Here is a 25,659-nt window from a genome sequence, read left to right on the forward strand (position 1 = left end):
TGCCCCGTCTGGCTGCGGGGTCAGGCGGGTTCGGGGAGCGCCGTGTCGCGATGGCCGAACGACTCTGACATCGCCCGGAATGTCGGGCAGGGCCAGCGCCACATGCAGCTCCGGCACCGCAGGATCGGGTTGGCGGTGTCGCTCGTGATGCCACCCGCGTCGCGCGGCTGGTGCAGGTCGAGCAGCCGCAGCCCGAGCTCGGCGAACCTGAGCAGGTCGGCGCGTGAGCCGGCCAGGAAGTCGAGGTCTTCGCTCGCCAGCCTGGTGCGGATCGGGACGTAGCCCTCGTGGTTCAGCAGCCCGCGCAGGCGCGCCGCTTCGTCATGCCATGACGTGGCCTTTTCTGTACGGATGAGGATGGTCTCCAGACGCTCCCGGAGCCCCTGACGCTGTGGATCTTCAGGTTTCTCTGCATTCATCGATACGAGGCCCATGGGGCGGGCCCCAGCCCCTCCTTCTCCGTGAAGCGTTGCCGGTTCCGGTGTCACGCTGTCAAGCTTCGCGTACTCTCCGTTTTGATGGAGCCCAAACGGAGGACAAAAACCTGTCGTTCCCCTCTCGGCGTGACAACGTGACCGGAAGCCTCCGCGCCGCTAGCCTGCCCATGTGGAGCTCAAGGTCTCGACTCGATCACATGCCGGGTGCGCACTCGTTGCCATCACCGGAGAAATCGACCTCTATACGGCGCCTCACCTGCAGGCCGAGTTCACTCGGCTGCTGCAGGACGGGCCCAGCCGGGTGGTCATCGACATGTCCGCCGTGGATTTCTGCGACTCCACGGGGATGAACGTGCTGCTCTCGGCGCTCAAGCGCATGAAAGAGCGGGGAGGCGTGCTGGAGGTGGCCGCGCCGCGTCCGGCCGTCCGCAAGATCCTGCAGGTCACGGGGCTCGTCTCGGTGTTCACCGTGCATGACGAGCTGCCGCAGGAGTTCCTCATCACCGAGGGATCATGACGCAGGCTGACACGGCTGTCGTCATTCCCGCGGTGAACGAGGGCGACCGCATCGCGGCCACCGTCGCCGCCGCGGCCGGCCTGCCCGGTGTCGATCTCGTCGTGGTCGTCGACGACGGCTCGACGGACCGCACCGGCAAGGTGGCGCGGGCGGCGGGGGCGCGGGTGGTCCGCCACAGCCGCAACCGGGGAAAGGCCGCGGCCATGGAGACGGGTGCGGAGGCCGTACGCCTCCTCGACGAGGACCGTACCCCTCGCCACCTGCTCTTCCTCGACGCCGACCTGGGTGACACGGCGCGCGCCGCGGCGCCGCTGGTGGAGCCTGTGCGCGAGGGCAAGGCCGACATGACGATCGCGGTGTTCGGCACGCGGGTGAAGCTCGGCGGCCACGGCTTAGTCGTGCGCGTGTCCAGAGACGGCATCCGTCGTGCCACCGGCTTCGAGGCCGCCCAGCCGCTCAACGGCCAGCGCTGCCTGACCAGAGCCGCCTTCGAGGCCGCGCGGCCGCTGGCGCACGGGTTCGGTGTGGAGACGGCGCTGACGATCGACCTGTTGCGCAAGGGGTTCAGGGTCGTCGAGGTCGAGGTGGAGATGTCCCACCGGGCCACCGGCAACGACTGGCGCGCCCAGTTGCACCGGGCCCGGCAGCTGCGGGATGTGGCGCTGGCTCTGGCGAGTCGCGAGCCGGTGGTCGTGGAAAACCTTGGCAAACTTCTTCCGAAGCGCTGATTTCGGGCTCCGGGTTATCCACAGGCGTGGATGATCTGGGGCTGGGGTCGTCATGAGTGTGCTGGAATTTGCGGGTGACTTCGGAGAGACGCCGCAAACAGGCACAAGCGCGACCCTTCTGGGTGAAAGCGCTGCGTCTTCCGTGGTCCGGCGGCACGACGACCATGTCCGGCCTCCTCGCCGACGGCGACGGGCGCCGGTTCTCGCCGGCCCCGATGGCCCGGATGTCCGGCGCGGGTGAGTGGGCCGCCGCGCCTCGGCGGGATCGGCCGGTCGGCGCGGTCCGGGAGCGGCTGGCGTTCCCCGGGCTGATGATGATCGCGGTCTCGGTGCTGCTGACGATCACGATCGGGTTGCTCGGGCCCTCTCCCATGGTTCCCGCGCTGGGCGGGCCGGGGTGGCAGCCGCCGTACTCGCTGGCGGCCGGGCCTGATCCGTATGTGGTGATCGTGCTGGCCGCTGCGGCCGTGGTCATCGGCGGGCTCGGGTTGCTGGCGGCGCTGGCGGCCGGTCCGCGTCCTGTGCCGAGCCCCCGGCTCCTGGTGCTTCTCGGGTGTCTCGCCGCGGGGGTGCTCGCGTTCCTGCCTCCTTCGGGTTCCGGTGACCATCTCAACTACGCCGCATATGGCCGGATGGTCACGTTGGGGGTGAACCCCTACACGCACGGCGCCGACGACCTGCCGGGTGATCCGATCGCCGACGCCGTCGAGCGTCCCTGGCGCGAGGAGCCCAGCGTCTACGGGCCCGTCGCCACCGCTCTCCAGGCGCTGGCGAGCTGGATCGGCGGCGACTCGCTCCGGCTGACCATCTTCGTGCTGGCGGTGTTCAACGTCGCGGCCTTCGTCGTCACGGCGCTGCTGATCGACCGGTTCACCAGGCACGACCCCGTCCGCCGGACGCGTGCCGCCTTGTTGTGGGCGGTCAATCCGCTGCTGCTCTACCACCTGGTCGCGGGCATGCACGCCGACACTCTCGCGATCGCCTGCATGGTGGCCGCGTTGCTGGCCAGGGCGCATCCGGTGAGGTCGGGGGTGCTGCTCGGGCTCGGGGTGGCGACGAAGCTCAACGCGGGGCTGGTGGCGCTGGGGCCCGCGTGGGAGCTGCGCCGCCGTCCGGGGCGGCTGGCCGTCATGGCGGTGAGCGCGCTGGCCGTGGTGGTCGTCGGCTACACGATCGTCGGGCCCGAGGCGATCGCGCCGGTGACGACGACCAGCAAGGCGATCTCGCACGCCTCGTTCTGGAAGCTGGTGCAGGGGTGGCTCTGGGCCCTGGTCGCCCCCGGGAGCGCGTACCGGGGGGAGATCCAGGTCGGCGCGCTGGTGGTGCTCGCCCTCGTCGCCTGGCCGTTGCTCCGGCTGGCGTCCCGGCGGGCCTCGGCCGGTCAGGGCGCGGCGGCTGCCGGGGGGTTGCAGGCGCCCGTCGTGGCGGCGGCCCTGGTCGTGGCCTACCTGTTCGCCACGCCGTACATCCTGCCCTGGTACGACGGGCTGGCGTTCGGGATGCTGGCCCTGGTGGGCGCCTCGGCCGTCGACCGGTTCATGGTCGCCCACCTGCTGGTCCTGTCCCTGGCCTACCTGCCCGCCCGGGTGGACGGGCAGCCGCCGGGCGTCGAATGGCTCAGCGGCGTCCTCAGGCCTCAGATCGCGTGGGCGCTGCTGGCGTTGACCGTCCTGCTGGTGGTGTGGGCGTGGCGAGCTGGAGGGCCCGTACGCAGGCCGCGAGCGTCAGCGGCACCGCCACCGTGAGCGCCATGGCCGGGATGGCGATGCCCGAGTCGTTCATGAGGAAGCCCAGGAAGGCGCAGGTGAGCGTCCCGAGCAGGCCGGCCCTGAGCGGCGGAGCCAGCGCGTACGCCTGACCGAGCGCCGAGGCGCCCCACCGCGACGGACGGGCCAGCACCAGGAACAGGAACGCCAGCGCGACCAGCGAGAGAAGGGTCAGCGGCCAGTTGCCCACGGTCACGCCGATCATGGCCCCGAACTTGCGTCCGACGACGGTCCACGCCTGGCCGTCGATGATCTGCTGCACGAAGGCGCCGAGGTGGGTCCGCCTGTCCGCGGGGCGCATCCAGTCGACGAACGAGATGGCGGCGATCAGCGCGACCGCGACCGCTCCGACCAGGAGTAGTTTCAGCACCGACACGCGCCTGCCGGACAGCAGGATGAGAAAGACCGCCAACCCGATCACGAACGCCGGAACGCCGCCGAAGTCCGCACCCCACGAGGGTGAGCCGTCCGCGAAGACGGCGAACGCGCCGTACAGGCCGCACAGCGCCACCACGACCGTCCGGGAGACGCCCCTGCCGAGCAGCCAATGCGCCACGCCGGCCAGGCCGAGGATCGTGCCGGTGGCGTAGACGGCGAAGGCGATGTTGCTGAAGCCGTAGAACCGTCCTCCGGTGACGGGTTCGTAGCCGGTTACGGCGTTCACCTGGAGTGCTGAGCCGGTCATCACGTCGATGAGGAGGGCGAGCGAGGTGACGGCGGCGACCACGGTGAGCGGGCCGAGCACGTGCGTACGCCAGGGGCCGGCGAAGGCGAGGGCGGTGATCAGCGCGGCGATGGCCAGGATCGTCACGATCACCGAGACCATCGGCATCGGCAGGCTCCACCACGGCACGAGCTGAGCCAGGAAGGTGGAGACGGCGACGGCGCCGCTGACGGTCGCCACCACCTGGATGGCCGCCAGCAGCTTCGAGGCGTCGGCCGGCTCGCCGTCCGCTTGGGGGGCCGGGTGGTCCTTCGCCGTGGCGGCGTCCGCCGGGGGCGCGTGGCCGTTGGTGGACGGCGTGCTCTTCCCGGCGCGGGTGGAGCGGCGGCGGCGGAGCGCCAGGGCGGCGAGGGCGTAGAAGATCAGCTGGACGGTGACCAGGACGGTGAAGAAGGGCCCGCGTACGTCGCGGAGCACCTGGCTGGCCAGGTCGCCGTCGGCGAGCCGCGTCACTGTGGCGGTGGCCGGGTCGGGGCCGTTGCCGTCGGGCTGCCAGGCGCGGCCGACCACGTCGCGGGGGGCGGTCAGGCCCAGGAGCTGGATGGCGGTGGCGGTGAGGTCGGTGATGGTGACCAGGGCGTCCTGGCGGGTGGAGGAGGCCGTGAGGTAGCCCTGCGGGTACGGCTGCCCGGTCGGGGACGGTCCCGTGGCGATGGCCGCGTGGAGGTGGGCGTTGGGGCTGACGTCGGAGGTCCCGGCGAGCAGGAGGGTGGTGTTCGGCGGCAGCTTGCCGATCAGGGCGGCGATCTGCTGGTCCGCCCGGGTCGCGGCGGCTTGGCGTTCGGCGGCCGGGAGGGAGCCCGGGATGCCGGCCTCGTCGGGCACGCCCTTGGTCCAGGCGGTGGCGAGGTCGGCGGCTTCGAAGACGATCAGGTTGTAGGGGGTCAGGTCGTTCAGGCCGTCGAGGGTGGGGGCGTATTTAGTGATTTTTCCGGCTTTGTCGGCGGCGGCGAGGGCGGCACCGGGGCCGATCGCCGCCACCTTGCCCCCGCCGTCGGCCACCAGCTGGCCCAGCGTGCCCAACTGGGCCGCGTAGCCGGTGTCGGCCTGGAAGGCCACCAGGTCCCGCCAGTTGGGGACGGTGGCGCCTTCGCCGGCGGGCTGGGGGGACGCCGGGGAGGGGCATCCTCGGCCCGGGGCGCCGGCGCGCTGGCCCGCGGAGATGGTCAGCCAGCCGGCGATGGGACAGGTGATGCCGCGGTCCGGGGGCGGGACGGCGCGGGTGGACAGCGATGCCGAGCTGCCCTGGGTGACGAGCTTCCACAGGGTGGGGGTGCCCGACTGGCTGAAGTCGCTCCACTGCAGGCCGGGAACCCCGACCAGCGCCACCCGCCGACTTTCCGGACCGGCTGGGACGTGCATGCCGCCTACGGTCGTCGTGGTGGCCGGGCCGTCCAAGCTGCCTGAGGTCGTTGCGGCGGTGGCCGGGCCGGGGAGGAGGACGGTTGCGAGCAGGAGGCCGAGGATCACGGTGACGAGCGGGCGGCCTGCCCGAGGTCCCACCGCCCTGAGCCGCCGCCGGGCGGGGACATCCGAAGTCGGACGGAGGCGCGGCAGAAGGCGGCGGGCGGGGGCGTTCGAGGTCGGGGCGAGGGGTGGCAGAGGGTGGGGCATGGGGCGTACGCGGGGCTCTTGGTGCTCGGCCCCGAGCGTGGCGTAAGGCATGTACGGAACCCCCAGTGTCTGCGCCCTCGATGAACAGCCACGGTAACGTGCCACATCGTGACAAGAGGCGAGGTGCGGGTGATCCGGCGGCAGTGGTGGGCGTGGGTCGTCGTGGCGCTCGTCGTCGCGGCGGCGGCGGCGCCCCTGGTGCACACGTGGCTGACCAACCCGGACGACCAGCGGCTCGTCGACCTCGACGTCTACCGTACCGGCGGCCAGATGCTGCTCGACGGCCGTCCGGTGTACGACTTCTTCACGCCCGCGCCCCAGCTGCTGCCCTTCACCTATCCGCCCGTCGCGGCGATGCTGGCCGTGGCGCTGGCCGAGATGTCCTGGGGCACCGCCCAATGGGTGTGGACGGCCGGGATCTTCGTGGCGCTGGCCGTCACCGTCTGGTTCGCCTTCCGGCAGGCTCTGCGGGCCTACGTGCCGTGGGTGTTCGCGCTGCTCATGGTGGCCTGCACGTACCTGATGCCGATCCGCGACCAGGTGCGGTTCGGTCAGGTGGACATCCTGCTGGTCGCCCTGTGCCTGGTGGACTGCGTGGCGCGGCGGCCCTGGCTGCCCCGGGGGTTCCTGGTCGGGCTGGCCACGGCCGTCAAGCTGACGCCGGGCGTCTTCCTGATCTACTTCCTGGTCACCAAGCAGTGGCGGCCGTTCTTCATGGCGGCGTTCGTGGCGGCGGTGCTGACGTTGCTGCCGTTCGTGGTGATTCCGCAGGACGCGTCCGCCTTCTGGTTCTCGGCGCTGCTCGATCCGGAGCGGCTGGGGGCGAACACGGCCACCACGAACCAGTCGATCCGGGGCATGCTGCTGCGGCTGTACATGCCGGATTCGCTGACGTTCGTGATCTGGGCCGTGATCGTGGCGGCCGTGGCCTGGTACGGGTTCCGAGCGGCGCGGGCGGCGTACCAGGCGAAGGACGAGCTGACGGCGGTCGCGCTCACGTCGCTGATGGCGGTGCTGCTCTCGCCCGTCGCCTGGATCCACCATCTGGCCTGGGTGGTCGTGGTGCTCGGGGCGATCGTCGGCGACGGGCGCGATCCGGTCAGGCTGCGGGTGGCCGCCGGCGTCTGGCTGTTCTACGCGGTTCCCGTGCCGTGGTGGGGGGTCTCGCTGATCGCCGCCAAGATCCCGGGGGTGAGCCTGGTGCTCGGGAAGATCGTCCAGGACGGGTTCGGGCTCGGGGCGCTGGTCCTGGTCTGGTTGCTGGCGTCCTGGTTGCCCAAACGGCGGCAATTGGCTTGACCGAAGTATTACCCTCTGTGGCGTGCTCATTACCGCGTGGGTAGTCGTGGGTCTCGTGGCCGGGGTGAGTGGCGTGTTCATCGGCTACATGGGGCTCAGGCAGGCGAGGTCCGCCGTCGACGACTGCCTGCGCAGGGTGGCCAGGCAGACGAGCGAGGGCGCCGGCGATCTCAAGGCCATCAGAGACGTGGCCGTGTGCCGCTACGACGCGCTCGCCGAGATGAGCGGCAGGCTCTCGTTCTCGGTGGCCATGATCAACGGGCTGGGCGACGGCATCGTCCTGACCTCGATCAACGGCACCAGCGAGACGCGCACGTACGTGCGGCCGGTGGTGGGCGGCAAGGGGCAGCAGCCGCTGTCGCCGGAGGAGGAGCAGGCGGTCCGGGCGGCCCGGCTGGGGCTGGGGCCGCTGGTCCCGCCGCGGATGCTCAAGAGCTCACACTGAGTGTCCGGACGGATGCCGTACGCGGTCGGCGAAAGGGCGGCGTGCTGCGGCCACCTGCGGATACTCTGGATGCATGCCCAGACTCGCCTATCTCGGACCGGAAGGGACCTTCACCGAAGAGGCCCTGAGGCTCCTCGACCCCGCCGCCGAGCGCCTGCCGTGCGCCACGGTCAGCGCGGCGCTCAACGCCGCCCGTTCCGGTGACGCCGACGGCGCCGTCGTGCCGCTGGAGAACTCGATCGAGGGCGCGATCACCACGACACTCGACGAGTTCGCCTGGGGCGAGCCGCTGACGATCACGGCCGAGCTGCTGCTCCCGGTCCAGTTCTCGCTGCTGGCCAGGCCCGACACCGAGATCGTGCACATCAAGCGGGTCTACACGCACCCCGCGGCCATCACGCAGTGCCGCGCCTACATCGCCCGCGAGCTGCCCGACGCCGTGGTGGTCGCCGCGCCCTCGACGGCGGCCGCGGCCCAGGAGGTCTCGCTGCCCGGCTCGCCGTACGACGCGGCCATCGCCGCGCGCATCGCCGGCGAGCACTACGGGCTGGTCCCGCTGGCCGGCGACATCGGCGACCGGTCCGACACGGTGACCAGGTTCGTCAAGGTGAGCCGTCCGGGGCCGCTGCCCGAGGCGACCGGGTCCGACCGCACCACGCTGGTGGTCTTCCTCGCCGACGACCACCCGGGCGCGCTGCTGGAGATGCTGACCGAGTTCTCCGTGCGCGGGGTCAACCTGACCCGCATCGAGTCGCGGCCGACGGGCGACGGCATCGGGCGCTACTTCTTCCACTTCGACTTCGAGGGGCACATCGCCGACGCGCGGGTGGGCGAGGCCGTCTCCGGCCTTCACCGGATCTGCGGCGAGGTGCGCTTCCTCGGCAGCTACCCCCGCGCCGACGGGGTCGCGCCGCAGATCAAGAGGGGCACGGCCGACACCGAGTTCGCCGGGGCCGCCGACTGGCTGGCCCGCGTCCGGTCCGGGCAGGTCTGACCCGCCTGGGGGTGCGTTCAGGCGGGCCGTCCGGCTTCCGAGCGGCGTGCCGGGGAATCCGGGGGCGGGTCGGGGGCGCGCGCCGGTAGCCTTTCCTTGTGATTGACCTGCGTACCCTTCGTGAGGATCCCGACCGGCTACGGGCGTCGCAGCGTGCCCGCGGTGAGGACGACTCCGTCGTCGCAACGCTGCTCGACCTCGATGAGCGTCACCGATCCGCGCTGACCTCGTTCGAGTCGATGCGCGCTGAGCAAAAGAGCATGGGCAAGTCGGTCTCCAAGGCGCAGGGCGAGGAGAAGGCCGCGCTGCTCCAGCGGGCCAAGGACCTCGCGAGCCAGGTCAAGGCCGCCGAGGCCGAGGCGGAGAAGCTGGCCGCCGAGCTCGACGAGCTCATGCAGACGGTGCCCAACATCGTCGAGGAGGGCGCCCCTCCCGGCGGCGAGGACGACTATGTCGTCCTGGAGACGTCCGGCACGCCGCGCGAGTTCGACTTCGAGCCGAAGGACCACCTGGAGCTGGGCGAGGCGCTCGGCGCGATCGACATGGAGCGCGGCGCCAAGGTGTCCGGCTCGCGGTTCTTCTTCCTCAAGGGCGTCGGCGCCCGGCTCCAGCTCGGCCTGCTCAACATGGCGATGCAGCAGGCGATCGAGGCCGGGTTCACGCCGATGATCACGCCGGTGCTGGTCAAGCCGGAGACCATGCAGGGCACCGGCTTCCACGTCGCCCACGACAAGGAGATCTACCGCCTGCCCGAGGACGACCTCTACCTGGTCGGCACCTCCGAGGTGGCGCTGGCCGGCTACCACGCCAACGAGATCGTGAGCGGCGACGAGCTGCCGCTGCGCTACGCCGGCTGGTCGTCGTGCTTCCGGCGCGAGGCCGGCTCGTACGGCAAGGACACCCGGGGCATCATCAGGGTCCACCAGTTCGACAAGGTGGAGATGTTCTCCTACGTCCGTCCCGAGGACGCGCACGAGGAGCACCAGCGGCTGCTGGCCTGGGAGAAGGAGATGCTCGCCAAGATCGAGGTCCCCTACCGGATCATCGACACGGCGGCGGGCGATCTCGGCATGTCGGCGGCGCGCAAGTTCGACTGCGAGGCCTGGATCCCGACCCAGGGCCGCTACCGCGAGCTGACCTCGACCTCCAACTGCACCGAGTTCCAGTCCCGCAGGCTCGCCGTCCGTTATCGGGACAAGGACGGCAAGCCTCAGCATCTGGCCACGCTCAACGGCACGCTGGCCACCACCCGGTGGATCGTGGCGATCCTGGAGAACCACCAGCAGGCCGACGGCTCGGTGGTGGTTCCCAAGGCACTGCGTCCCTACGTGGGGCTCGACGTGCTGGAGCCGTCCAAGTAGGGGTGGCGGCGGGCGTCGATCGCGATGACGGCGGCGCCCGCCACCACGACCAGGCAGGTCAGCACGGCCGCCAGCGCGGCGGCGGTGCCATGGGTCTCGGGCGTGCCGATCGCCCAGCCGCGGAAGGGCAGGTAGACGGCCGCGTAGACCAGCGGCGCGGCCACCACGCCGACCGTCGCGCTCACCGCCCGCGGCTTTCCGTCCCAGGCGAACATGACGCATGCCACCCCGGTCGCCAGCGCCACCGACCAGCCGAACAAGCCGGTGAGGTTGACGAGCAGCACCTTGTGGGTCTCGCTGTCCAGCGCGGCGTACATGGCCAGCGCGCCGATCATCCCTGACCCCGCGAACCAGCCCTGGCGCCTGCGCATCCCGGCGCCGACGCCGCCGAGCAGCATGCACACGGCCAGGAAGAGCGCGATGTTCCGTTCGGGCGTGAGGTCCACCTCGTCGGCCTGCACGGCGTCGGCGCTGTAGGACCAGCCGAGGCGGCGCCAGGCGCCCGACACGTCCCGGACCAGGATGCCGTCCACGCCGTTGGCGACGACCACGACGTGCCCTCCCGGCCTCGCCTGCACCGCCAGGTCGTAGGACCTGAGCGAGCTCTCGTCCTCGTCGTACTGCCTGGTCAGCCGGTCGTGGGCGTCGGGGGTCGGCGGCCAGGAGGGCTGCCAGGTCCGGCCGCCGTCGTCGGACTGGTCCACGCCCAGGCGGTCCTGGCGGACGCGGTAGCAGCGGGTCACGTGGCCGGGGACGCACTGGGCGCTGATCGACGTCCGGGGCGAGGCCGGGGCCGTGCCGTCGGTCCAGGTGGTCCCGCCGTCGTCGGAGAGGCGGGAGCCTTGTTCGGCGCCGGTCGTCCGGACCACGATCTTGCCCGAAGCGGTCACGTCCACGGACACGGCCGCAGGCGGCGAGACGGGCGCGGCCGTGGCGGTCACGGCCAGGACGGCCAGGGGCACGGTGGCCATGATCCGCCGGCGCGGGGAGTCCGTGGTGGCGCTGCGCCGCCGTACCCACCAGGCCAGGGCGAGGGCGGGCAGGGCGATCAGGTCCGTGGGGTCGGCCAGGACGCGCGAGGGCCCGGCGACGAGGCTCCAGGCTTGGGAGGCGAGCTCGGCGCCCGTCCCGGTGGTCTTCACGAACGTGAACAGCAGGCCGGTCAGGACGGTGGCCGCCAGGTCGGCGCGGCGTCCGAGGAGCAGTGCCGCCAGGGCGGGGGCGACCACGAGTCCGGCCAGGTCACTGAGCTTGCCGGTGAGGAAGCCCGGCCAGAGCGGTTTGAGAAGGTGGTCGTTGACCAAGAGCACGATGACCCCGGTGATGGTCACGGGGTGACATAACCACGCGTACCTCATATACGGGTGGATGGCGGAGAGTGGCGGGAAGTTGGGCCTTCCTCAAGGCCGTGACTGACTTGTGAGGCTCCCCGGTCACGGCAGGAGTTTTCCACAGGGTGACGCGCACCTGTGGATGAACAATGCCTATGTGGCGAACCGGCCCCGTGAGGGCTTCAGACGGCCCTTACGCGCGAGCACATGTCTGGACAATGCAGGAGAGCGGATGACGCCCGTCAGGGCCACCACGGCGTTGTGAGGCTCGTTCCGAAGGCATGGATGCGGTTGTCCGGAAGCTCGGTCGGGGTGAGAAGCAAAAAGACCGGAGTCCGCTGGAATGCGGACCCCGGTCTTACTTGTCGAACTACGAACTACAGGTCAGAGGGCACGGACCTGGGAGGCCTGCGGCCCCTTCTGTCCCTGCGTGATCTCGAACTCGACCCGCTGGCCGTCTTCAAGGCTGCGGTAGCCGTTGCCGACGATCTCGGAGAAGTGCACGAACACGTCCGGCGCACCGCCGTCCGGGGCGATGAAGCCGAAGCCCTTCTCGGCGTTGAACCACTTGACGGTTCCCTGAGCCATAAAAGCTCTCCCTCAGGATGTGAATCTATGGGATCCACACCTCGTGGATCCCGGTGTGTCGTACAGCAAGCACCCGGGGTGGCTCAGACAAAGTCATGCTGGTTTTCACTACGGGATCAGCTAATACAACGCCATCACATCTAACACCATTCTGGCGCGTTGGTGTTCCCGTCCCTACGAAGATTTCTGTCAGGCGGCATCACCGGGCAAACTGGAACCTGTTATGCGAAGCCTTGCACCGCCGCGCCTAGTGGCCACCGACCTCGACGGCACCGCTCTGCGCGCCGACGGAACCGTGTCTCCCCGGACGGCTGCGGCCTTCGCGAAAGTCGAGGAATCCGGGGCCGCGCTGGTCTTCGTGACCGGCCGGCCGCCGAGGTGGATGAGCGGGGTCGCGGGCGCCGTAAGGCACCGTGGCCTGGCCATATGCGCGAACGGTGCACTGATCTACGATCTCCATACCGAACGGATAGTGGAATCTCACCTGATCGAAGCCGACGTACTCGGGGAAGTCGTCGCTCAGCTACGAGCGAACGTGTCCGATCTCGCATTTTCGGTCGAGTATGAAGGTGGTTTTGCGCATGAGTCAGATTTCAGGCTCGGCGGGCTGGATCGCAAGGGTGTCGGAGTTGTCCGGATTGACCGGGACGCGCTGACTGCCCGGCCATGCGCCAAGCTGCTCGCCCTTCATCCCGACATGGGCGCCGACGAGCTGCACGCGGCCGTGCACGACCTGGTCGGGCACCTGGTGACCGCGACCCATTCCAGCTCGGGCGGCCTGGTCGAGATGAGCGCCCAGGGCGTGACGAAGGCCACGGCGCTGGCCGCGCTGGCCGGGCGGCACGAGATCAAGCCGGCCCAGGTGATCGCATTCGGCGACATGCCGAACGACCTGCCCATGCTGAGCTGGGCAGGCACGTCGTACGCCGTCGCGAACGCCCACCCCGACGTGCTGGCGGCGGTCGATCACGTGACCGCGTCCAACGACGAGGACGGCGTCGCTCGGGTGCTGGAGCGGCTCTACAGGTAGGGGCCCGAACCGCTCGGCGGCCGGTGGCCCTCGTCACCCTGCGGTACACCGGGCAGCGCCCGCCGCATCTGCTCCAACTGCGCCCTGGCCGCCATCTGCTGGGCGAAAAGGGTGGTCTGGATACCGTGGAACAAACCCTCCAGCCAGCCCACGAGCTGGGCATGCGCGATACGCAGCTCGGCCTCGCTGGGCGGCGTGCCGTTGTCGTCGGTGAACGGGAGCGACAACCGTTCCAGCTCGTCGACCAGCTCCGGCGCCAAACCGTCCTCAAGCTCCTTGATGGAGGACTCGTGGATCTCCTTCAAGCGCTTGCGGCTGGCCTCGTCGAGCGGGGCCGCGCGCACCTCCTCCAGCAGCTGCCTGATCATGCTGCCGATGCGCATCACCTTGGCGGGCTGCTCGACCAGGTTGGTGACCGAGCGCTCCTCTTCACCGCTGTCGCCCTGACCTTGGAAGTCGGGCCCCACCACCACGATGTGAGGGGTGTTGTTGTCCTCAGCATTCATAACACTCACCGTACTAGCAGGATCTTGCCGACGTGCTCTCCCGAATCCAACATTCGGTGTGCATCGGCCGCCTCCGCCATGGGCACCCTCGCGTACACGATCGGACGTACGGCACCCGCCTCGACCAGCGGCCACACGTTGTCCACGACGCTGCGCACGATGACGCCCTTCTCGTCCACCGGACGGGCGCGCAGCGTGGTGCCGTGGACGGCGGCCCGCTTGGTCAGCAGCGCGCCGAGGTCGAGCTCGGCCTTCCCGCCGCCCTGGAGGCCGATGACCACCAGCCGGCCGCCGGTGCGCAGCGCCCGTACGTTGGCCGCCAGGTATTTGGCGCCCATGATGTCGAGGATGACGTCGGCCTCCACCCGGTCGGCGAAGTCCTCCTCGCGGTAGTTGACGACCTCGTCCGCGCCCAGCTTCCTGACCTGCTCCGCCTTCGCCTCGGACCCGACCGTGGCCGCCACCCGCGAGCCGAGCGCCTTGGCGAGCTGCACCGCGAACGTGCCGATGCCGCTGGCGCCGCCGTGCACCAGCAGGGTCTCGCCGCGGCGCAGCCGGCCGACCATGAAGACGTTCGACCACACCGTGCACGCCGCCTCGGGCAGCCCCGCCGCCTCCTCCAGCGGCACGCCCTGCGGCGCGGGCATGACCTGCTGCCAGGGCACCGCCACGCGCTCGGCGTAACCGCCGCCGGCGAGCAGCGCGCACACCTCGTCCCCGGCCTTGAACTGCTCGACGTCCGCCCCCACGGCGGCCACCACGCCCGACACCTCCAGCCCCGGGTACGGGGGCGCGCCGGCAGGCGGGTCGTAGAAGCCGTGCCGCTGGTGGACGTCCGCGCGGTTCACCGCCGAGGCGGCCACGTCGATGAGCACGTCGCCGCGCCCGACGGACGGATCGGGCACCTCACGCCACTCCAGGACCTCGGGTCCACCCGGTTCGGTGATCTCAATGGCTCGCATGCGATCCACGGTAGCCGGGCAAAGAAGTTGTGGGTTGCCGAGCTGCGCGGGAACGCGTGGCGTTAACCTGCAAAGTATTTGCTGCCCCTTTAGACCCACCCGAGGGGGAACACGGTGGCAAGACACGATCGAGAAGAATCTCTCGAGGAACAGCTGGCCTGGCTGGACGCGATCAAGGAGACGGAGGAGACGCCGGTCTCCGTCGGAGCCTCGTCCGCGTCGGTGGACGAGCCGGTCGCTTCGCCGTACCCCAAGGACCCGTGGCTGCTCGTACCGGCCCATGACACGCCGACGCCGCCGCTGTTCCGCGCCGCCGTCGACTCCGTGTACGGCCACGCGGCGGCCGAGGAGCTGCCCGAGGAGGAGAGCGAGGCCGGGGAGTGGCTGGACCGGGCCGGCACGCAGGAGGGCGGCACGGAGCAGGAGAGCGCCGCGGGCGAGCCCGCCGCGCCGCCGGTGAGCCTGGGCCGGTCCGAGGACCCCTTCCTGGCGCCGCTCAAGCCGCTGCCGCGGCCTGACGACACCGACAGCTACCCGTTGTCGTTCACGTCCCCCGAGCAGGCGGAGAGCGGGGAGAAGGCCGAGGAGCAGGACGAGGAGCCGGGCTGGCCGTCCCCCGCCGACTGGTCGCGGCCCGCCGAGCAGTCGAGCGAGACGCAGCCGATGATCACCGAGCTGCCCCAGGTGTTCGACGTGCCCGCCCGCACCGAGCCGCCCAGGGCCTTCGACGAGCAGCCGAAGACGTTCGAGCAGCCCAGGGGGTTCGAGGAGCCGAAGACGTTCGAGCAGCCCAGGGGGTTCGAGGAGCCCAAGCCCGTCGAGGAACCCGAACCGGTCGAGGAGCGCGTACAGAGAGAGCCGGTCGAGGAGGCCCCGGCCGACGAGCGGCCCCGCTGGGACGAGCGGCCGCAGTGGTCCGACACCTCCTTCCGCGAGGGCCGCCCCCAGCCGCCCGAGATCACGCACGGCGAGCCCGCCCCGGCCCCTCAGGAGGCTCCGCGGGACGAGCGCCCGCAGTGGAGCGACCGCCAGGAGTGGCGGCCGGCCGAGCGGGAGATCCCGCCGCCGCACGAACGCCGGCGACGTCCGGCGCCCATCCCCGTGTTCACCGCGCCACAGCGGCCGCCGCTCACCGGCAGGCCCACCGCCGACAGCCTCGACCCCGAGTCGCTGCTGCGCGGCAGGCGCAACGCGCCCTCCAAGGGCTGGCGGCGGCTGGTCTACAAGGCGTCCGGCGGCTGGATCAAGCCGGGCGAGGCGCCGGAGGTGCGCCGTCGCCGCGAGCTGGTGACCAGGGCACGCACCCCTGTGACCACCGGCCACCACCGGGTCGCCGTGCTGAGCCTGAAGGGCGGCGTGGGCAAGACCACGACCACGGTCGGCCTCGGCGCGACGCTCGCGCAGATGCGCGGCGACCGCGTGATCGCCGTCGACGCCAACCCCGACCGGGGCACGTTGTCCGACAAGCTGGTGCTGGAGACCTCCGCCACCGTCCGCGACCTGCTCAACGAGCGCGACCAGGTCAAGCGGTACGTGGACATCAGGGCGTTCACCTCGCAGGCGCCCTCACGGCTGGAGGTGCTGGCCTCCGACCGCGACCCGTCGGTGTCGGAGGCGTTCAGCGGCTCCGACTACCAGGCCGTCTCCCAGGTGCTGGAGAACTTCTACTCCATCTGCATCACCGACTGCGGCACCGGCCTGCTCCACTCCGCCATGGGCGGCGTGCTCGGGCTCGCCGACCAGATCGTGCTGGTCAGCAGCCCTTCCGTGGACGGCGCCAGGGCCGCCTCGGCCACCCTCGACTGGCTGGAGGCCCACCACTACGCCGACCTGGTGAAGAACGCGACCGTGGTGCTGTGCAGCGTCCGGCCGCGGTCGAAGTCGGCGGTGGACATCAGAAAGTTGGAGGCCCATTTCGCCGCCAGGTGCCGCGCGGTGATCAGGGTGCCGTACGACCCGCACCTGGAGGAGGGCGCGGAGATCGACCTCGACCGGCTCCAGGAGGCGACCAGGGAGGCCTACCTGCAGCTCGCCGCCAGCGTGGGCGACGGGTTCGCGGGGATGCGCGAGTGAGCGGAGGGTGTGGGATTCGAACCCACGAGGCCATCGCTGACCTGGCCGCTTTCAAGGCGGCTGCACTCGTCCACTATGCGAACCCTCCTGTGCGCACACCACGATAGCGGCTGTGGTGGCAGGGGAGTACGTTCAGGAGGCGGCGGATCCGGAGGCCCAGGTCGAGGCGCTCGCTCCGACCGGTCTGCGAGCGGCCGCCTCCGACGGCGTGCTCGCGGTCTAGCCTCGGCCGAGCTGTGACAGCAGCCAGCGGGGGCCCTCGGTCTCGGCTCCGAGCTCGGCCACCCGCTCCTTGAGCCGGCGGTCGGCCGTGACGACGAGCACCCGCTCCCACGGCTTCACCTGGCCCACGATGTCCACGATCGCGTCGTCGCCGCTGCCCGTGGCCGCGACCACCTGAAGCCCCGGGATCTCGGGGGTGCTCCTGGCCGCGCCCTCCACCACCGCGACCACCCGCGGGAACCACTGCGACAACACCGGATGGGTGAGCCTGAGCTCGGCCACCTCGGTGAGCAGGCGCGTGGTGGCGCCCAGCCGGTCCTTCCACCAGCCGTGCTCGGCGCGCGCGCCGATGATGTTGGCGACGTCGAGCACGATCGTCTCGGGGCGGATTGCGGCCTGGACGCGGTCCCACGTGGCGGCGAAGCCGGGGTGCAGCTTGCGGCCGGCCAGTTCGGGCAGCGGCAGCCAGCGCAGGTCGGTGCTCTCGCTGTTGGCGGGCCTGGCCGGGACCAGCTCGGCGGACTCGGCGATCACCGTCTCGAAGGTCCAGCCTCCGTGGTCGTCGAGGTAGACGCCCTGCACGCGGAACCCGTCGCCGCCGAGGGCTGCCTCCTCGTGGGCCTCGCGCAGCGCGCTGGTGACGGCGTCCTCGTGGCTGTCGCGGGCGCCGCCGGGCAGGCCCCAGGTGCCGCCGTGGTGGCTCCACAGCGAGCGTTCCTGCATGAGCACGTGGGGCACGCCGAGCGGGTCATGATGGACGAGGAGCAGGCCCGATGCTCCGTGGATGCCCCAATGTCTGTGTCCGAGCCCGCATTCGGCCCAGCCGTCGCCGTCCTTAGCCGCCATGAGGGATTGTCTCAGCCTCCGCCCTTACTGAAATGTTGCAGGTCCTTGGCACCCGCCCAGTAGCCGCCCCACTCCCAGCCGACGTCGGCGAAGGCCCTTACGACCTTGTCTCCAGGGTTTACCACACCTTTACCCTTCAGTGGGCGCTCGGTGTACCTCTTGGCATTTTGGTGTGCGGTGCCACCGCTTGCAGTGACATATGGGTTCTCGCGGGGATTGATGTCAATGGCTTGGCCGTACGCATGGTTCGACCAATTGCTGGAGCCGGTCGCGCGACGGCAGTTGAATGCCGAGGTGTTGTCCGCCTCGATGGAGGCGAAGTCGTCGCCTTTGTAGACGTCGACCAGCTTCATCTGCCTGATGGGCCAGCGCCAGTCGTACAGCTTGCGGAAGACGGTCTCGATGTCGTCGGTGACCGTTTTGCGGACGACCAGCTCGCCCGTGTGCGGTTTGTCGTCGAAGCCCCAGAACGACATGGTGACGAGCCGGAGGTCCTGGTAGGAGACCGGGCACCCGGGCCGCCACGAGTACGGCAGCCGTTCGCGCGCCACCTTCGTGACCTTCGACGTGAACGGCGGCGGAGCCGTCGGGCTCGGCTCGCTCGTCGGTGAGGTCGTGGGCGAGATCGTCCCGGATGCCGGCGCGGAAGGCGTGGGCGTGGCGCCGGACGAGGCGACGGGCTCCTGCCCTGCGCACGAAACGGACGCGAGCACCACGAACGCCATGGCGGCTGTACGTTTCATCTAGCCACCATATGCGACGTCATGCCAGGTCAGGGGACTATCAGCACGGTACGGCGAGCCCGTTTCGCCAGGCCGACGGCCACCGAGCCGCCCAGGGCGTGCCAGGAGGAGCGCGACCTGCCGACCACGATGGCGTCGGCCCGGTAGGAGCTGGCCAGTGCCTCCAGCTCCCGGGCGGTGTCCCCGCGGACGCTGACGAACTGCCAGGGCACGCCCGCGCCTCTCAGCTCGTCCCGGAGGTCGTCGGTGAGGTCGGCCGCGGAGTCGGGGATGACCGGAGAGCCGGCGAAGAACCACATGGTGGTGCTGTTGATCGGCTCCACGAAGGCGACGAGCAGCGCGGCGGCGTCCCGACGGGCCAGCCCGGCCGCGTACGCGAGCGCGTTGCGGCTGGGGTCCGACCCGTCGAAGCCGACGACGAGCAGTCCGGCGCCGTCCTTGCCGATCTCGAACTGCCCCGCGGGGAGCCGGCCCTCCAGTGGCTCCCAGCCGGAGTCTGTGCTACCGCCGAACACGGCATGACTCGCGTCAGGCGTCCGCGTGCTTGCCGCGGCGGGCCAGCTCGCGCAGGGAGTCGGCGGCGTAGATCACCAGGGCGACGAACGACACGGCGGCGAGCCCGCCACCGACCCACAGGTCGTTGACCGTCGCGTTCGCGTACGAGGCGCCCCGGGGCTGGTAGCCGACCGCGAACGGCGCGGCGACCAGCCACAACCCGGTCAGGAACAGCAGGACGAGGGCGGCGATGCCCAGTTTGGTCTTCATCGGGACTCCTCCAGACCCACCAGGGTGGTCTTGCCGTTCTGACGGTGCTCACCGCCGCGGCTCGGGTTGTGCATGTCCTCGCGCAGCGCCTCCACGAGCGGGGCGAGCAGGCTGGCCAGCTCGGCGGAGGACGCCTGCGGCGCGACGGGCACGGGCTCGGGCTCGGGCTCCGGCTTCACGCGCTCCTTGACCGCCACCAGGCCGCGCACCACGAGCTCTTCGTGGATGGCCAGGACGAAGCCGACGACGCCCACGAGACCGAAGACGGTCACGCCGAGGCCCGAGAAGAACTCGGTCGTGGTGGGGTCGGCCCAGTCGGCGTTCTCGGGCTGCGTACCGAGGGCGAAGGGGGCGATCATCAGCCACAGGCCGGCCATGACCGCCAGGGCCGCCGCTACGGCGCCCACGAACTTGCGAATCATTGAGAGACTCCTCCGGATACGAGGTCTTGCTGCGCCGGCCTGGCCTGCGCGATGAGGGCGCGCGAGGTGGGCCGAAGCACGTTCTGTGCGACCGTCCAGGCGCGTTCGCGCTCGGGGCGGCCGTCGGGCGGCGCCATCCTGGCGACCGCGGAGAGCAGCGCGGACGGCTGGCCGTTCGACCGCTCGACACGCTGGGCGATGAGCTCCAGGAGCAGCCCGGCCAGGACCAGGTCGTCCTTGCCGAGGGGCTTGGGGCCGGCCGGCATCGTCGTGCCGCGCAGCGGCAGCTCCTTCAGGAACAGCGCCGCGACGAACCCGAGCAGCGCGATCGGCACGCCGACCAGGAACACCGTCTCCAAAGCCCGGGTGAAGGACTCCAGGATGATGCCCTTCAGCGGCTCGGGCAGGTGCTGGATCGCGGCGGGGCTGCCCAGCTTCTGCCCGGTGCCGGGCAGGTGGAGGCGGGCCTTGGCCACGAGGTCGGCGAACTCGCTCGCCTGCCGGTTGGTCAGGATCGCGCCGAAGCCCGCGACGCCCATCGCGCCGCCGAGCGAGCGGAAGAACGAGACGCCGGCCGTGGTCGAGGCCATGTCACGCAGCTCGGAGCCGTTCTGGGCGGCCAGGATGAGCATCTGCATGGACAGGCCGAGGCCGATGCCCAGCACGCCCACGTCGAGGCCGATGAGCCATTCGCTGGAGTCGACGTGCAGCCGGGAGAGCAGGAACAGGCCGACGGCCACGATCACGAGGCCCGCCACCGGGAAGATCTTCCACTTGCCGGTGTTCGTGACGATCTTGCCGGAGATCACGCCCGCCAGGAACAGCGCCACCACCATGGGCAGCGTCATCAGGCCCGAGTTCGTCGGACTCAGGCCCTTGACGATCTGCAGGTACTGCGGCAGGTAGATCATCGCGCCGAACATGGCCATGCCGACGAACAGCGAGGCCGCGCTGGTGAGCACGAACGTGCGGTTCCTGAACAGCCGCGGGGGCAGGATCGGGTTGCGCGCCGTACGCTCGGCGAGCACCGCCAGGGCCAGCATGAGCACGGCGAACGCGCCCAGGAAGTAGGTCCAGAACGAGTTCCACTCGAACTCGGTGCCGCCCAGCGTCAGCAGCAGCATCAGCGAGGCCGCGCTGGCCGTGATGGTCGTGGCGCCCCAGATGTCGATCGAGGTGTTCCGCTTGACCTTGGGCAGCCGCAGCACCTTCTGCACCACCGCGAACGCGACGATGGCGAACGGCACCACGACGTAGAAGCACCAGCGCCAGCCGAGCCAGTCGGTGTCCACGATGAACCCGCCGAGCAGCGGTCCCGCGACGGTGGAGATCCCGAAGACGGCCCCCATGTAACCGGAGTACCGGCCGCGTTCACGCGGCGAGACGATGTCTCCCAGGATCACCTGCGCAAGGGCCGACAAACCACCCACACCCAGGCCCTGTACGGCACGTGCCGCGATGAGCTGTCCCATGTTCTGGGACAGACCGGCCACCAGTGAAGCCGCCACGAACAGACCGAGAGCGGTCTGGAAGAGCAGTTTCCGTCCGAACAGGTCGGACAGTTTGCCCCACAACGGTGTCGAGACCGTCATCGTCAGCATGGTGGCGCTGGCCACCCACGAGTACTGGTCCTGACCGCCGAGTTCCCCCACGATCGTCGGCAACGCGGTGCCCACCACGGAAGTGGAGATCATCGACGTCAGCATGGCGAGCATGAGCCCGGACATGACCTCGAGGATCTCGCGGTGGGTGTACTGCCTTCGGGCGGGGGGAGCGGCCTGTGCCTGGGCTACCAAGACACCACATCCCCTTCATACGCACTTGTCCAAGGTTGAGTATACGCATGTTTACTAGCCGCGCGGCAAGTGACTTTATTCCTGAGTAGAGTTCGAAACATGGACGCCCAGACGACGGACGCCCGGCCCCGCGGACGCGAGGCCACCCGGCAGCGCATCCTTGACGCGGCACGCGTGCTGTTCGGCGAGCACGGGTACGAGCAGGTCACCGTCCGCATGATCGCCGCGGCCGCGGAGGCCAACATCGCGCTGGTCGGCCGCTATTTCGGCTCCAAGGCCGGGCTCTTCGGCGCGGTGCTCGAAGGCGAGCCCACGTTCGTCGCCCTGCTGGCCGGCGAGCCCGGGAGCCTGCCGCGCCGCCTGGCCGAATACGCGGCCGAGCGCATGCACCACGACCCCGAGAGCCCGGTCCTGCGCACCCTCGAACGCTCGGCCGCCCATCCGGAGATCCAGGACGTCGTGCGCGAGCGCCTGCGCACGTCCATCCTCGATCCGCTGGCCGCGCAGCTCGACGGCCCGGACGTCCAGGCGCGGGCCAGGATGGCGACGGCCGTCTTCCTGGGCATCGGCGCGATGCGCCGCCGCCTGGGCCCGGAGCAGCCCACGGCGGCCGACGTCGAGCGGCTGACCGCGGTGTTCGAGGCGTGTCTGGCGGAGTGAAACTTTCATCGCTCTGACCGGCTGTGGCCTGGGAGAAGCCGGTTCGCAGCGGTCCGATGTCTTTCTGCGGGACAGCCCGGCTACCTACGATCCAGACATCGTGGGAGCGCTCCCACTCCCACATGACGGACGGAGTAACCTCATGTCTCGCAGAAAGCCCGCGCTCGCGGCGCTCCTCGCCGCCACCGCCATGGCCGCGGCGGGAGCGGTCGTCCTCGCCTCGTCCACCGCCCAGGCCGCCGACTCCGCTTTCTACGTGGATCCCCTGACGAACGCCGCCAAATGGGTCGCCGCCAACCCGGGCGACAGTCGTACGGCGGTGATCAGGGACCGGATCGCCGCCGTGCCTCAGGGCCGGTGGTTCGCCACGTACAACCCCGCGACGGTCCGGAGCGAGGTCGACTCCTACGTCGGGGCCGCCGCGGCGGCGGGCAAGGTCCCGATCGTCGTCGTGTACGACATGCCCAACCGCGACTGCGGCGGCGCGAGCGCGGGCGGCGCGCCCGACCACGCGTCCTACCGGGCGTGGATCGACCAGATCGCGGCCGGTCTGGGCGGGCGGGCCGCGACCGTCGTGCTCGAACCCGACGCGCTGGCCATCATGACGAACTGCATGAACGCCTCGCAGCAGGCCGAGGTGAAGGCGTCCATGGCGTACGCGGGCAAGAAGTTCAAGGCGACGTCGTCGCAGGTCAAGGTGTACTTCGACATCGGTCACGACGCGTGGTTGTCGGCCTCGGAGGCCGCGTCCAGGCTCAACGGCGCCGACGTCGGGGGCAGCGCGGACGGCATCGCGCTCAACACGTCCAACTACCGCTCGACGCCGGGGCTGGTGTCGTACGCCAAGAGCGTCATCGCGGCGACCGGCGTCTCCAGGCTGAAGGCGGTCATCGACACCAGCCGCAACGGCAACGGCCCGGCGGGCAGCGAGTGGTGCGACCCCGCCGGCCGGGCCACCGGCCTCTGGAGCACCACGAACACCGGTGACGCGGCGATCGACGCCTATCTGTGGGTCAAGCCGCCGGGCGAGGCCGACGGGTGCATCGCGGCGGCCGGGCAGTTCGTGCCGCAGCGGGCGTACGACCTGGCCATGGCCGCGCCCTCACCGACCGTCACCCCGACCGTCACGCCAACGGTCACTCCCACTGTGACGCCCACCACCGGCCCGGCCGGCTGCTCGGCCGCCTACAAGGTGACCAGCCAGTGGCAGGGCGGCTTCCAGGCCGAGGTCACCGTCAAGAACACCGGCTCGTCGCCGACCGCGGGCTGGAAGGTCCAGTGGACGTTCCCCGGCGGCCAGACGATCAGCCAGCTCTGGAACGGCACCCTGTCCGGCAACGCCACCGTGACGAATCTGAGCTGGAACGGCGCCCTGGCCGGCGGCGCGACGACCACGTTCGGCCTCCTCGCCAACGGCAACGCCGCCACCAGCACCCCACCCGCGCTCACCTGCACCGCGTCCTGACGCCCGCCCACGCCCCTCGCGCACCGTCGCGAGGGGCGCCGGGGAACAGGCGGGGAAATAAGCGGAGAGCCGTTACGGTTGCACTCGCCGATGGCCACCGTCCAGGCGAAAGGGCTCGTACCCCATGACTGTTCCACTCTCCATCCTTGATCTGGCGCACATCGGCGACGGAGAGACGGCGAGCGAGAGCCTGGCCGCGAGCGTGGGCCTGGCCCAGCGGGCCGAAGAACTGGGATACCACCGCATCTGGTACGCCGAGCACCACAACATGCCGAGCATCGCCTCCTCGGCCACCAGCGTGCTCATCGCCCACGTAGCCGCCCACACCAGAACGATCCGTCTCGGAGCGGGCGGCATCATGCTGCCCAACCACTCCCCGCTGACCATCGCCGAGCAGTTCGGCACCCTGGAGACCCTCCACCCCGGACGCATCGACCTCGGCCTCGGCCGCGCCCCCGGCAGCGACCAGCAGACCATGCGCGCCCTGCGGCGCACCCCCGGCGCCGCCGACACCTTCCCCCAGGACGTCCTCGAACTACAGGGATACCTGACCGGCGAGTCGCGCATCCCCGGTGTGGACGCCACGCCGGGCAAGGGCACGAACGTGCCGCTGTACATCCTCGGCTCGTCGCTGTTCGGCGCCCAGCTCGCCGCCGCGCTCGGGCTGCCGTACGCGTTCGCCTCGCACTTCGCGCCCGACGCGCTGGAGGAGGCCGTGGCGCTCTACCGGCGCGAGTTCAAGCCGTCCGAGCAGCTGGCCGAGCCTTACGTGATCGCCGGGGTGAACGTGATCGCCGCCGACACCGGCGAGGAGGCGCAGGAGCAGCTGCTGACGGCCAAGCGGTACCGGGTGAGCCGGTTCCTCGGGCGCGGACGCACGTTCACGCCGGAGGAGGCCGACATGGTGCTCGAATCGGCGGCCGGGCAGCAGATCCTGCGGATGATGCAGTACTCCGCCGTCGGCACACCCGCCGAGGTGGAGGACTATCTGACCCGCTTCGCCGCGCACGCCCAGGCCGACGAGCTGATCGTCGTCTCCTCGGCGCCCGACAGGAAGGCGTGGCTGCGTTCCATCGAGCTGCTGGCCGCCGCCCACGGCCTCGCGGGCGCCGCCTCCTAGTCGGCCGAGCGCTGCGGCCTCAGCAGGTGAGGCCCGGTCAGGTCGGACGGCGGCGCGGGCGACAGGCCGGCGTCGACGAGCTGGGAGCGCAACGCGAGCACCGTGCGTTCGAGGGCCCGGATCTGGGCCTGCAACCGGCGGATCTGGTCGCGCATCGCGACCGAGCTGCTCTGCTCGTCGACCAGCTCCGCGCCGAGCTGGCTCGCCTGGCCCTGCATCCTGGTCATCTGCTTCTCCATCTGCGCCAGGGCGTCCTCGTAGATCGTCTTGGCGCGGATGAAGGCCTCGGCGTCGACCTTCGAGCGCTCGACCTCGGCCTGGTGCTCGACCTGGAGCAACGCGCTCTGCTGGGACTTCTTGCTGGCGTCCGTCGCGGACCGGAAGGCGAGGTAGGCCACGCCGAGCGGCACGACGCCGACGCCGAGCTGGACCAGGATGTCACTCAGACCGGACATGGCGGCCCCCCAAGGGACGGATCACCCCTGTGTAGGTGACGCCGTCGTCGCTGTACCAGGCGTTGACCGTCAGCCCGATCGCGAACTCGCTGCCGTCGCGATGGAGGCCGACCAGCGGGATGATCCGGCCGGCCAGCTCGGAGTGGCCGTCGGAGAGCACCCGGGCCAGGCCGTCGATGTGCGGGTCGCGGAAGCGTGGCGGCATCAGGATCGTCAGCGACCTGCCGACCGCCTCGTCGGTGTCCCAGCCGAACAGGGCCTCGGCCTGCGGGTTCCACGACTGGATCGTCCCCGAGGAGTCGGCCACGATGACGGCCGTCGACGACGCGGCGCGGCGGCCCGGCAGGCGGTTGATCACGACGGCCTCGGGCCAGGTGGCGATCAGCGCGATCCAGCCGCCGAAGGCCAGCCACACCGCCCCGCCGACCCAGCCGCGCGGGTTGTCGCCGGTGAAGGTCGAGAGCAGATAGATCAGCCCGTACGTGAGGAGCACCGCGGTCGCGGCGGCGAAGGCCACCCGGTCGGACCGCATGAACGCCTGCGTCAGGCAGAGCAGGCCGAGCGCGCACCAGACCGCCGCCCAGGCGGGCAGCGGGGCGATGACGGCCAGCGTGGCGTAGCCGGGGGTGCCGCGCTGGCTGCCCGGCACGAACGCCAGCGAGGCCGCGATGGCCAGGCTCAGCAGGCCGACGAACGTCAAGGAGGCGCCCCGCCTCCCGATGCGGCGGAGGACTCGGGTGAGGGTACGGCGACGCGGGGGCGTACCGACAACGGACCCATGACTCACAGT

The 25,659-nt window shown here is 70.7% G+C and carries 26 protein-coding genes and 1 tRNA gene; 12 read left to right on the forward strand and 15 right to left on the reverse strand.

Features of this window, described 5'->3' with window-relative positions; genetic code table 11:
• Window positions 1–20 precede the first annotated feature (20 nt).
• Window positions 21–434, reverse strand: coding sequence for a hypothetical protein (locus tag ACWCSU_RS19185; protein ID WP_357693101.1), 414 nt, complete (start codon window positions 432–434; stop codon window positions 21–23).
• 172 nt (window positions 435–606) lie between these two features.
• Between ACWCSU_RS19185 and ACWCSU_RS19190 the strand changes: the two genes are divergently transcribed.
• From ACWCSU_RS19190 to mptB, 3 genes are all read left to right on the forward strand, one after another.
• Entirely contained in the window at window positions 607–954 is a 348-nt protein-coding gene (locus tag ACWCSU_RS19190) for an STAS domain-containing protein (RefSeq protein ID WP_357693099.1), read from the forward strand.
• Window positions 951–1,682: a glycosyltransferase family 2 protein gene (locus ACWCSU_RS19195; RefSeq protein ID WP_364083312.1), complete on the forward strand. Its 732-nt coding sequence runs from the start codon at window positions 951–953 to the stop codon at window positions 1,680–1,682. Before ACWCSU_RS19190 ends, ACWCSU_RS19195 begins: the two co-directional genes overlap by 4 nt.
• Before the next feature lie 122 nt (window positions 1,683–1,804).
• Window positions 1,805–3,427 carry a polyprenol phosphomannose-dependent alpha 1,6 mannosyltransferase MptB gene (gene mptB, locus ACWCSU_RS19200; RefSeq protein ID WP_449936371.1) on the forward strand — a complete coding sequence of 541 codons (1,623 nt, stop codon included), beginning with the start codon at window positions 1,805–1,807 and terminating at the stop codon, window positions 3,425–3,427.
• Here the strand turns inward: mptB and ACWCSU_RS19205 are convergent.
• Window positions 3,312–5,534, reverse strand: a complete 2,223-nt coding sequence (locus ACWCSU_RS19205) for a hypothetical protein (RefSeq protein ID WP_449936374.1) — start codon at window positions 5,532–5,534, stop codon at window positions 3,312–3,314. The two genes, mptB and ACWCSU_RS19205, sit on opposite strands and share 116 nt — an antisense overlap.
• A gap of 360 nt (window positions 5,535–5,894) precedes the next feature.
• On the opposite strand from ACWCSU_RS19205, the gene ACWCSU_RS19210 reads away from it, so the two are divergent.
• The 4 genes from ACWCSU_RS19210 (at window position 5,895) to serS (ending at window position 9,885) form a co-directional block, all read left to right on the forward strand.
• A complete protein-coding gene (locus ACWCSU_RS19210) occupies window positions 5,895–7,085 on the forward strand; it encodes a glycosyltransferase 87 family protein (RefSeq protein ID WP_449936375.1) in 1,191 nt (396 codons plus the stop codon).
• A gap of 22 nt (window positions 7,086–7,107) precedes the next feature.
• Entirely contained in the window at window positions 7,108–7,530 is a 423-nt protein-coding gene (locus ACWCSU_RS19215) for a DUF4446 family protein (RefSeq protein ID WP_357693089.1), read from the forward strand.
• A gap of 73 nt (window positions 7,531–7,603) precedes the next feature.
• Window positions 7,604–8,524: a prephenate dehydratase gene (pheA, locus tag ACWCSU_RS19220; RefSeq protein ID WP_357693087.1), complete on the forward strand. Its 921-nt coding sequence runs from the start codon at window positions 7,604–7,606 to the stop codon at window positions 8,522–8,524.
• Window positions 8,525–8,622: 98 nt separating this feature from the next.
• The gene (gene serS, locus ACWCSU_RS19225; RefSeq protein WP_357693085.1) at window positions 8,623–9,885 is read left to right on the forward strand and encodes a serine--tRNA ligase; all 1,263 of its coding nucleotides are present in this window, start codon (window positions 8,623–8,625) and stop codon (window positions 9,883–9,885) included.
• Here the strand turns inward: serS and ACWCSU_RS19230 are convergent.
• Together ACWCSU_RS19230 and ACWCSU_RS19235 are read right to left on the reverse strand one after the other, a co-directional pair.
• Window positions 9,849–11,216: a hypothetical protein gene (locus ACWCSU_RS19230; RefSeq protein ID WP_449936376.1), complete on the reverse strand. Its 1,368-nt coding sequence runs from the start codon at window positions 11,214–11,216 to the stop codon at window positions 9,849–9,851. The genes serS and ACWCSU_RS19230 overlap by 37 nt on opposite strands.
• Before the next feature lie 384 nt (window positions 11,217–11,600).
• Complete coding sequence (locus tag ACWCSU_RS19235; RefSeq protein WP_080043977.1) at window positions 11,601–11,804, reverse strand: cold-shock protein; 204 nt, start codon at window positions 11,802–11,804, stop codon at window positions 11,601–11,603.
• A 250-nt stretch (window positions 11,805–12,054) separates the two neighbouring features.
• Between ACWCSU_RS19235 and ACWCSU_RS19240 the strand changes: the two genes are divergently transcribed.
• Window positions 12,055–12,834 carry an HAD family hydrolase gene (locus ACWCSU_RS19240; protein WP_449936377.1) on the forward strand — a complete coding sequence of 260 codons (780 nt, stop codon included), beginning with the start codon at window positions 12,055–12,057 and terminating at the stop codon, window positions 12,832–12,834.
• Here the strand turns inward: ACWCSU_RS19240 and ACWCSU_RS19245 are convergent.
• Window positions 12,825–13,340, reverse strand: a complete 516-nt coding sequence (locus ACWCSU_RS19245; RefSeq protein ID WP_357693078.1) for a bacterial proteasome activator family protein — start codon at window positions 13,338–13,340, stop codon at window positions 12,825–12,827. The two genes, ACWCSU_RS19240 and ACWCSU_RS19245, sit on opposite strands and share 10 nt — an antisense overlap.
• Window positions 13,341–13,345: 5 nt before the next feature.
• Entirely contained in the window at window positions 13,346–14,302 is a 957-nt protein-coding gene (locus ACWCSU_RS19250) for an NAD(P)H-quinone oxidoreductase (protein WP_357693076.1), read from the reverse strand.
• Window positions 14,303–14,416: 114 nt separating this feature from the next.
• On the opposite strand from ACWCSU_RS19250, the gene ACWCSU_RS19255 reads away from it, so the two are divergent.
• A complete protein-coding gene (locus ACWCSU_RS19255) occupies window positions 14,417–16,375 on the forward strand; it encodes a nucleotide-binding protein (protein WP_449936378.1) in 1,959 nt (652 codons plus the stop codon).
• Window position 16,376: 1 nt separating this feature from the next.
• Here the strand turns inward: ACWCSU_RS19255 and ACWCSU_RS19260 are convergent.
• From ACWCSU_RS19260 to ACWCSU_RS19290, 7 genes are all read right to left on the reverse strand, one after another.
• Window positions 16,377–16,463 (reverse strand) — tRNA-Ser (locus tag ACWCSU_RS19260).
• Window positions 16,464–16,594: 131 nt separating this feature from the next.
• Window positions 16,595–17,443, reverse strand: coding sequence for an NUDIX hydrolase (locus ACWCSU_RS19265; protein WP_364083288.1), 849 nt, complete (start codon window positions 17,441–17,443; stop codon window positions 16,595–16,597).
• Window positions 17,444–17,454: 11 nt separating this feature from the next.
• Window positions 17,455–18,186 (reverse strand): M15 family metallopeptidase, encoded by a 732-nt coding sequence (locus ACWCSU_RS19270; RefSeq protein ID WP_449936380.1) that lies wholly within the window; start codon window positions 18,184–18,186, stop codon window positions 17,455–17,457.
• Between the two features lie 29 nt (window positions 18,187–18,215).
• Complete coding sequence (locus ACWCSU_RS19275; protein WP_357693068.1) at window positions 18,216–18,701, reverse strand: universal stress protein; 486 nt, start codon at window positions 18,699–18,701, stop codon at window positions 18,216–18,218.
• Window positions 18,702–18,714: 13 nt separating this feature from the next.
• The gene (locus ACWCSU_RS19280) at window positions 18,715–18,951 is read right to left on the reverse strand and encodes a hypothetical protein (RefSeq protein WP_357693066.1); all 237 of its coding nucleotides are present in this window, start codon (window positions 18,949–18,951) and stop codon (window positions 18,715–18,717) included.
• On the reverse strand, window positions 18,948–19,373 hold the full coding sequence (locus tag ACWCSU_RS19285; protein ID WP_449936382.1) for a hypothetical protein: 426 nt from the start codon (window positions 19,371–19,373) through the stop codon (window positions 18,948–18,950). The genes ACWCSU_RS19280 and ACWCSU_RS19285 overlap by 4 nt, the downstream gene beginning before the upstream one ends.
• Window positions 19,370–21,169, reverse strand: coding sequence for an MDR family MFS transporter (locus ACWCSU_RS19290; protein WP_449936384.1), 1,800 nt, complete (start codon window positions 21,167–21,169; stop codon window positions 19,370–19,372). Before ACWCSU_RS19290 ends, ACWCSU_RS19285 begins: the two co-directional genes overlap by 4 nt.
• Window positions 21,170–21,268: 99 nt before the next feature.
• Here ACWCSU_RS19290 and ACWCSU_RS19295 point away from each other — a divergent pair, with 99 nt between their 5' ends.
• The 3 genes from ACWCSU_RS19295 to ACWCSU_RS19305 all read left to right on the forward strand — a co-directional run bounded on the left by ACWCSU_RS19295 (window position 21,269) and on the right by ACWCSU_RS19305 (window position 24,414).
• Window positions 21,269–21,829: a TetR/AcrR family transcriptional regulator gene (locus tag ACWCSU_RS19295; RefSeq protein ID WP_357693060.1), complete on the forward strand. Its 561-nt coding sequence runs from the start codon at window positions 21,269–21,271 to the stop codon at window positions 21,827–21,829.
• Between the two features lie 142 nt (window positions 21,830–21,971).
• Window positions 21,972–23,294 carry a glycoside hydrolase family 6 protein gene (locus ACWCSU_RS19300; RefSeq protein ID WP_449936385.1) on the forward strand — a complete coding sequence of 441 codons (1,323 nt, stop codon included), beginning with the start codon at window positions 21,972–21,974 and terminating at the stop codon, window positions 23,292–23,294.
• Window positions 23,295–23,418: 124 nt separating this feature from the next.
• Complete coding sequence (locus ACWCSU_RS19305; RefSeq protein WP_357693057.1) at window positions 23,419–24,414, forward strand: LLM class flavin-dependent oxidoreductase; 996 nt, start codon at window positions 23,419–23,421, stop codon at window positions 24,412–24,414.
• Here ACWCSU_RS19305 and ACWCSU_RS19310 read toward each other — a convergent pair.
• Complete coding sequence (locus tag ACWCSU_RS19310; protein WP_357693055.1) at window positions 24,411–24,869, reverse strand: hypothetical protein; 459 nt, start codon at window positions 24,867–24,869, stop codon at window positions 24,411–24,413. The two genes, ACWCSU_RS19305 and ACWCSU_RS19310, sit on opposite strands and share 4 nt — an antisense overlap.
• Window positions 24,853–25,569 carry a PAS domain S-box protein gene (locus ACWCSU_RS19315; protein WP_449936387.1) on the reverse strand — a complete coding sequence of 239 codons (717 nt, stop codon included), beginning with the start codon at window positions 25,567–25,569 and terminating at the stop codon, window positions 24,853–24,855. Before ACWCSU_RS19315 ends, ACWCSU_RS19310 begins: the two co-directional genes overlap by 17 nt.
• Window positions 25,570–25,659 lie beyond the last annotated feature (90 nt).

Source organism: Nonomuraea sp. NPDC001699, from assembly GCF_053596455.1.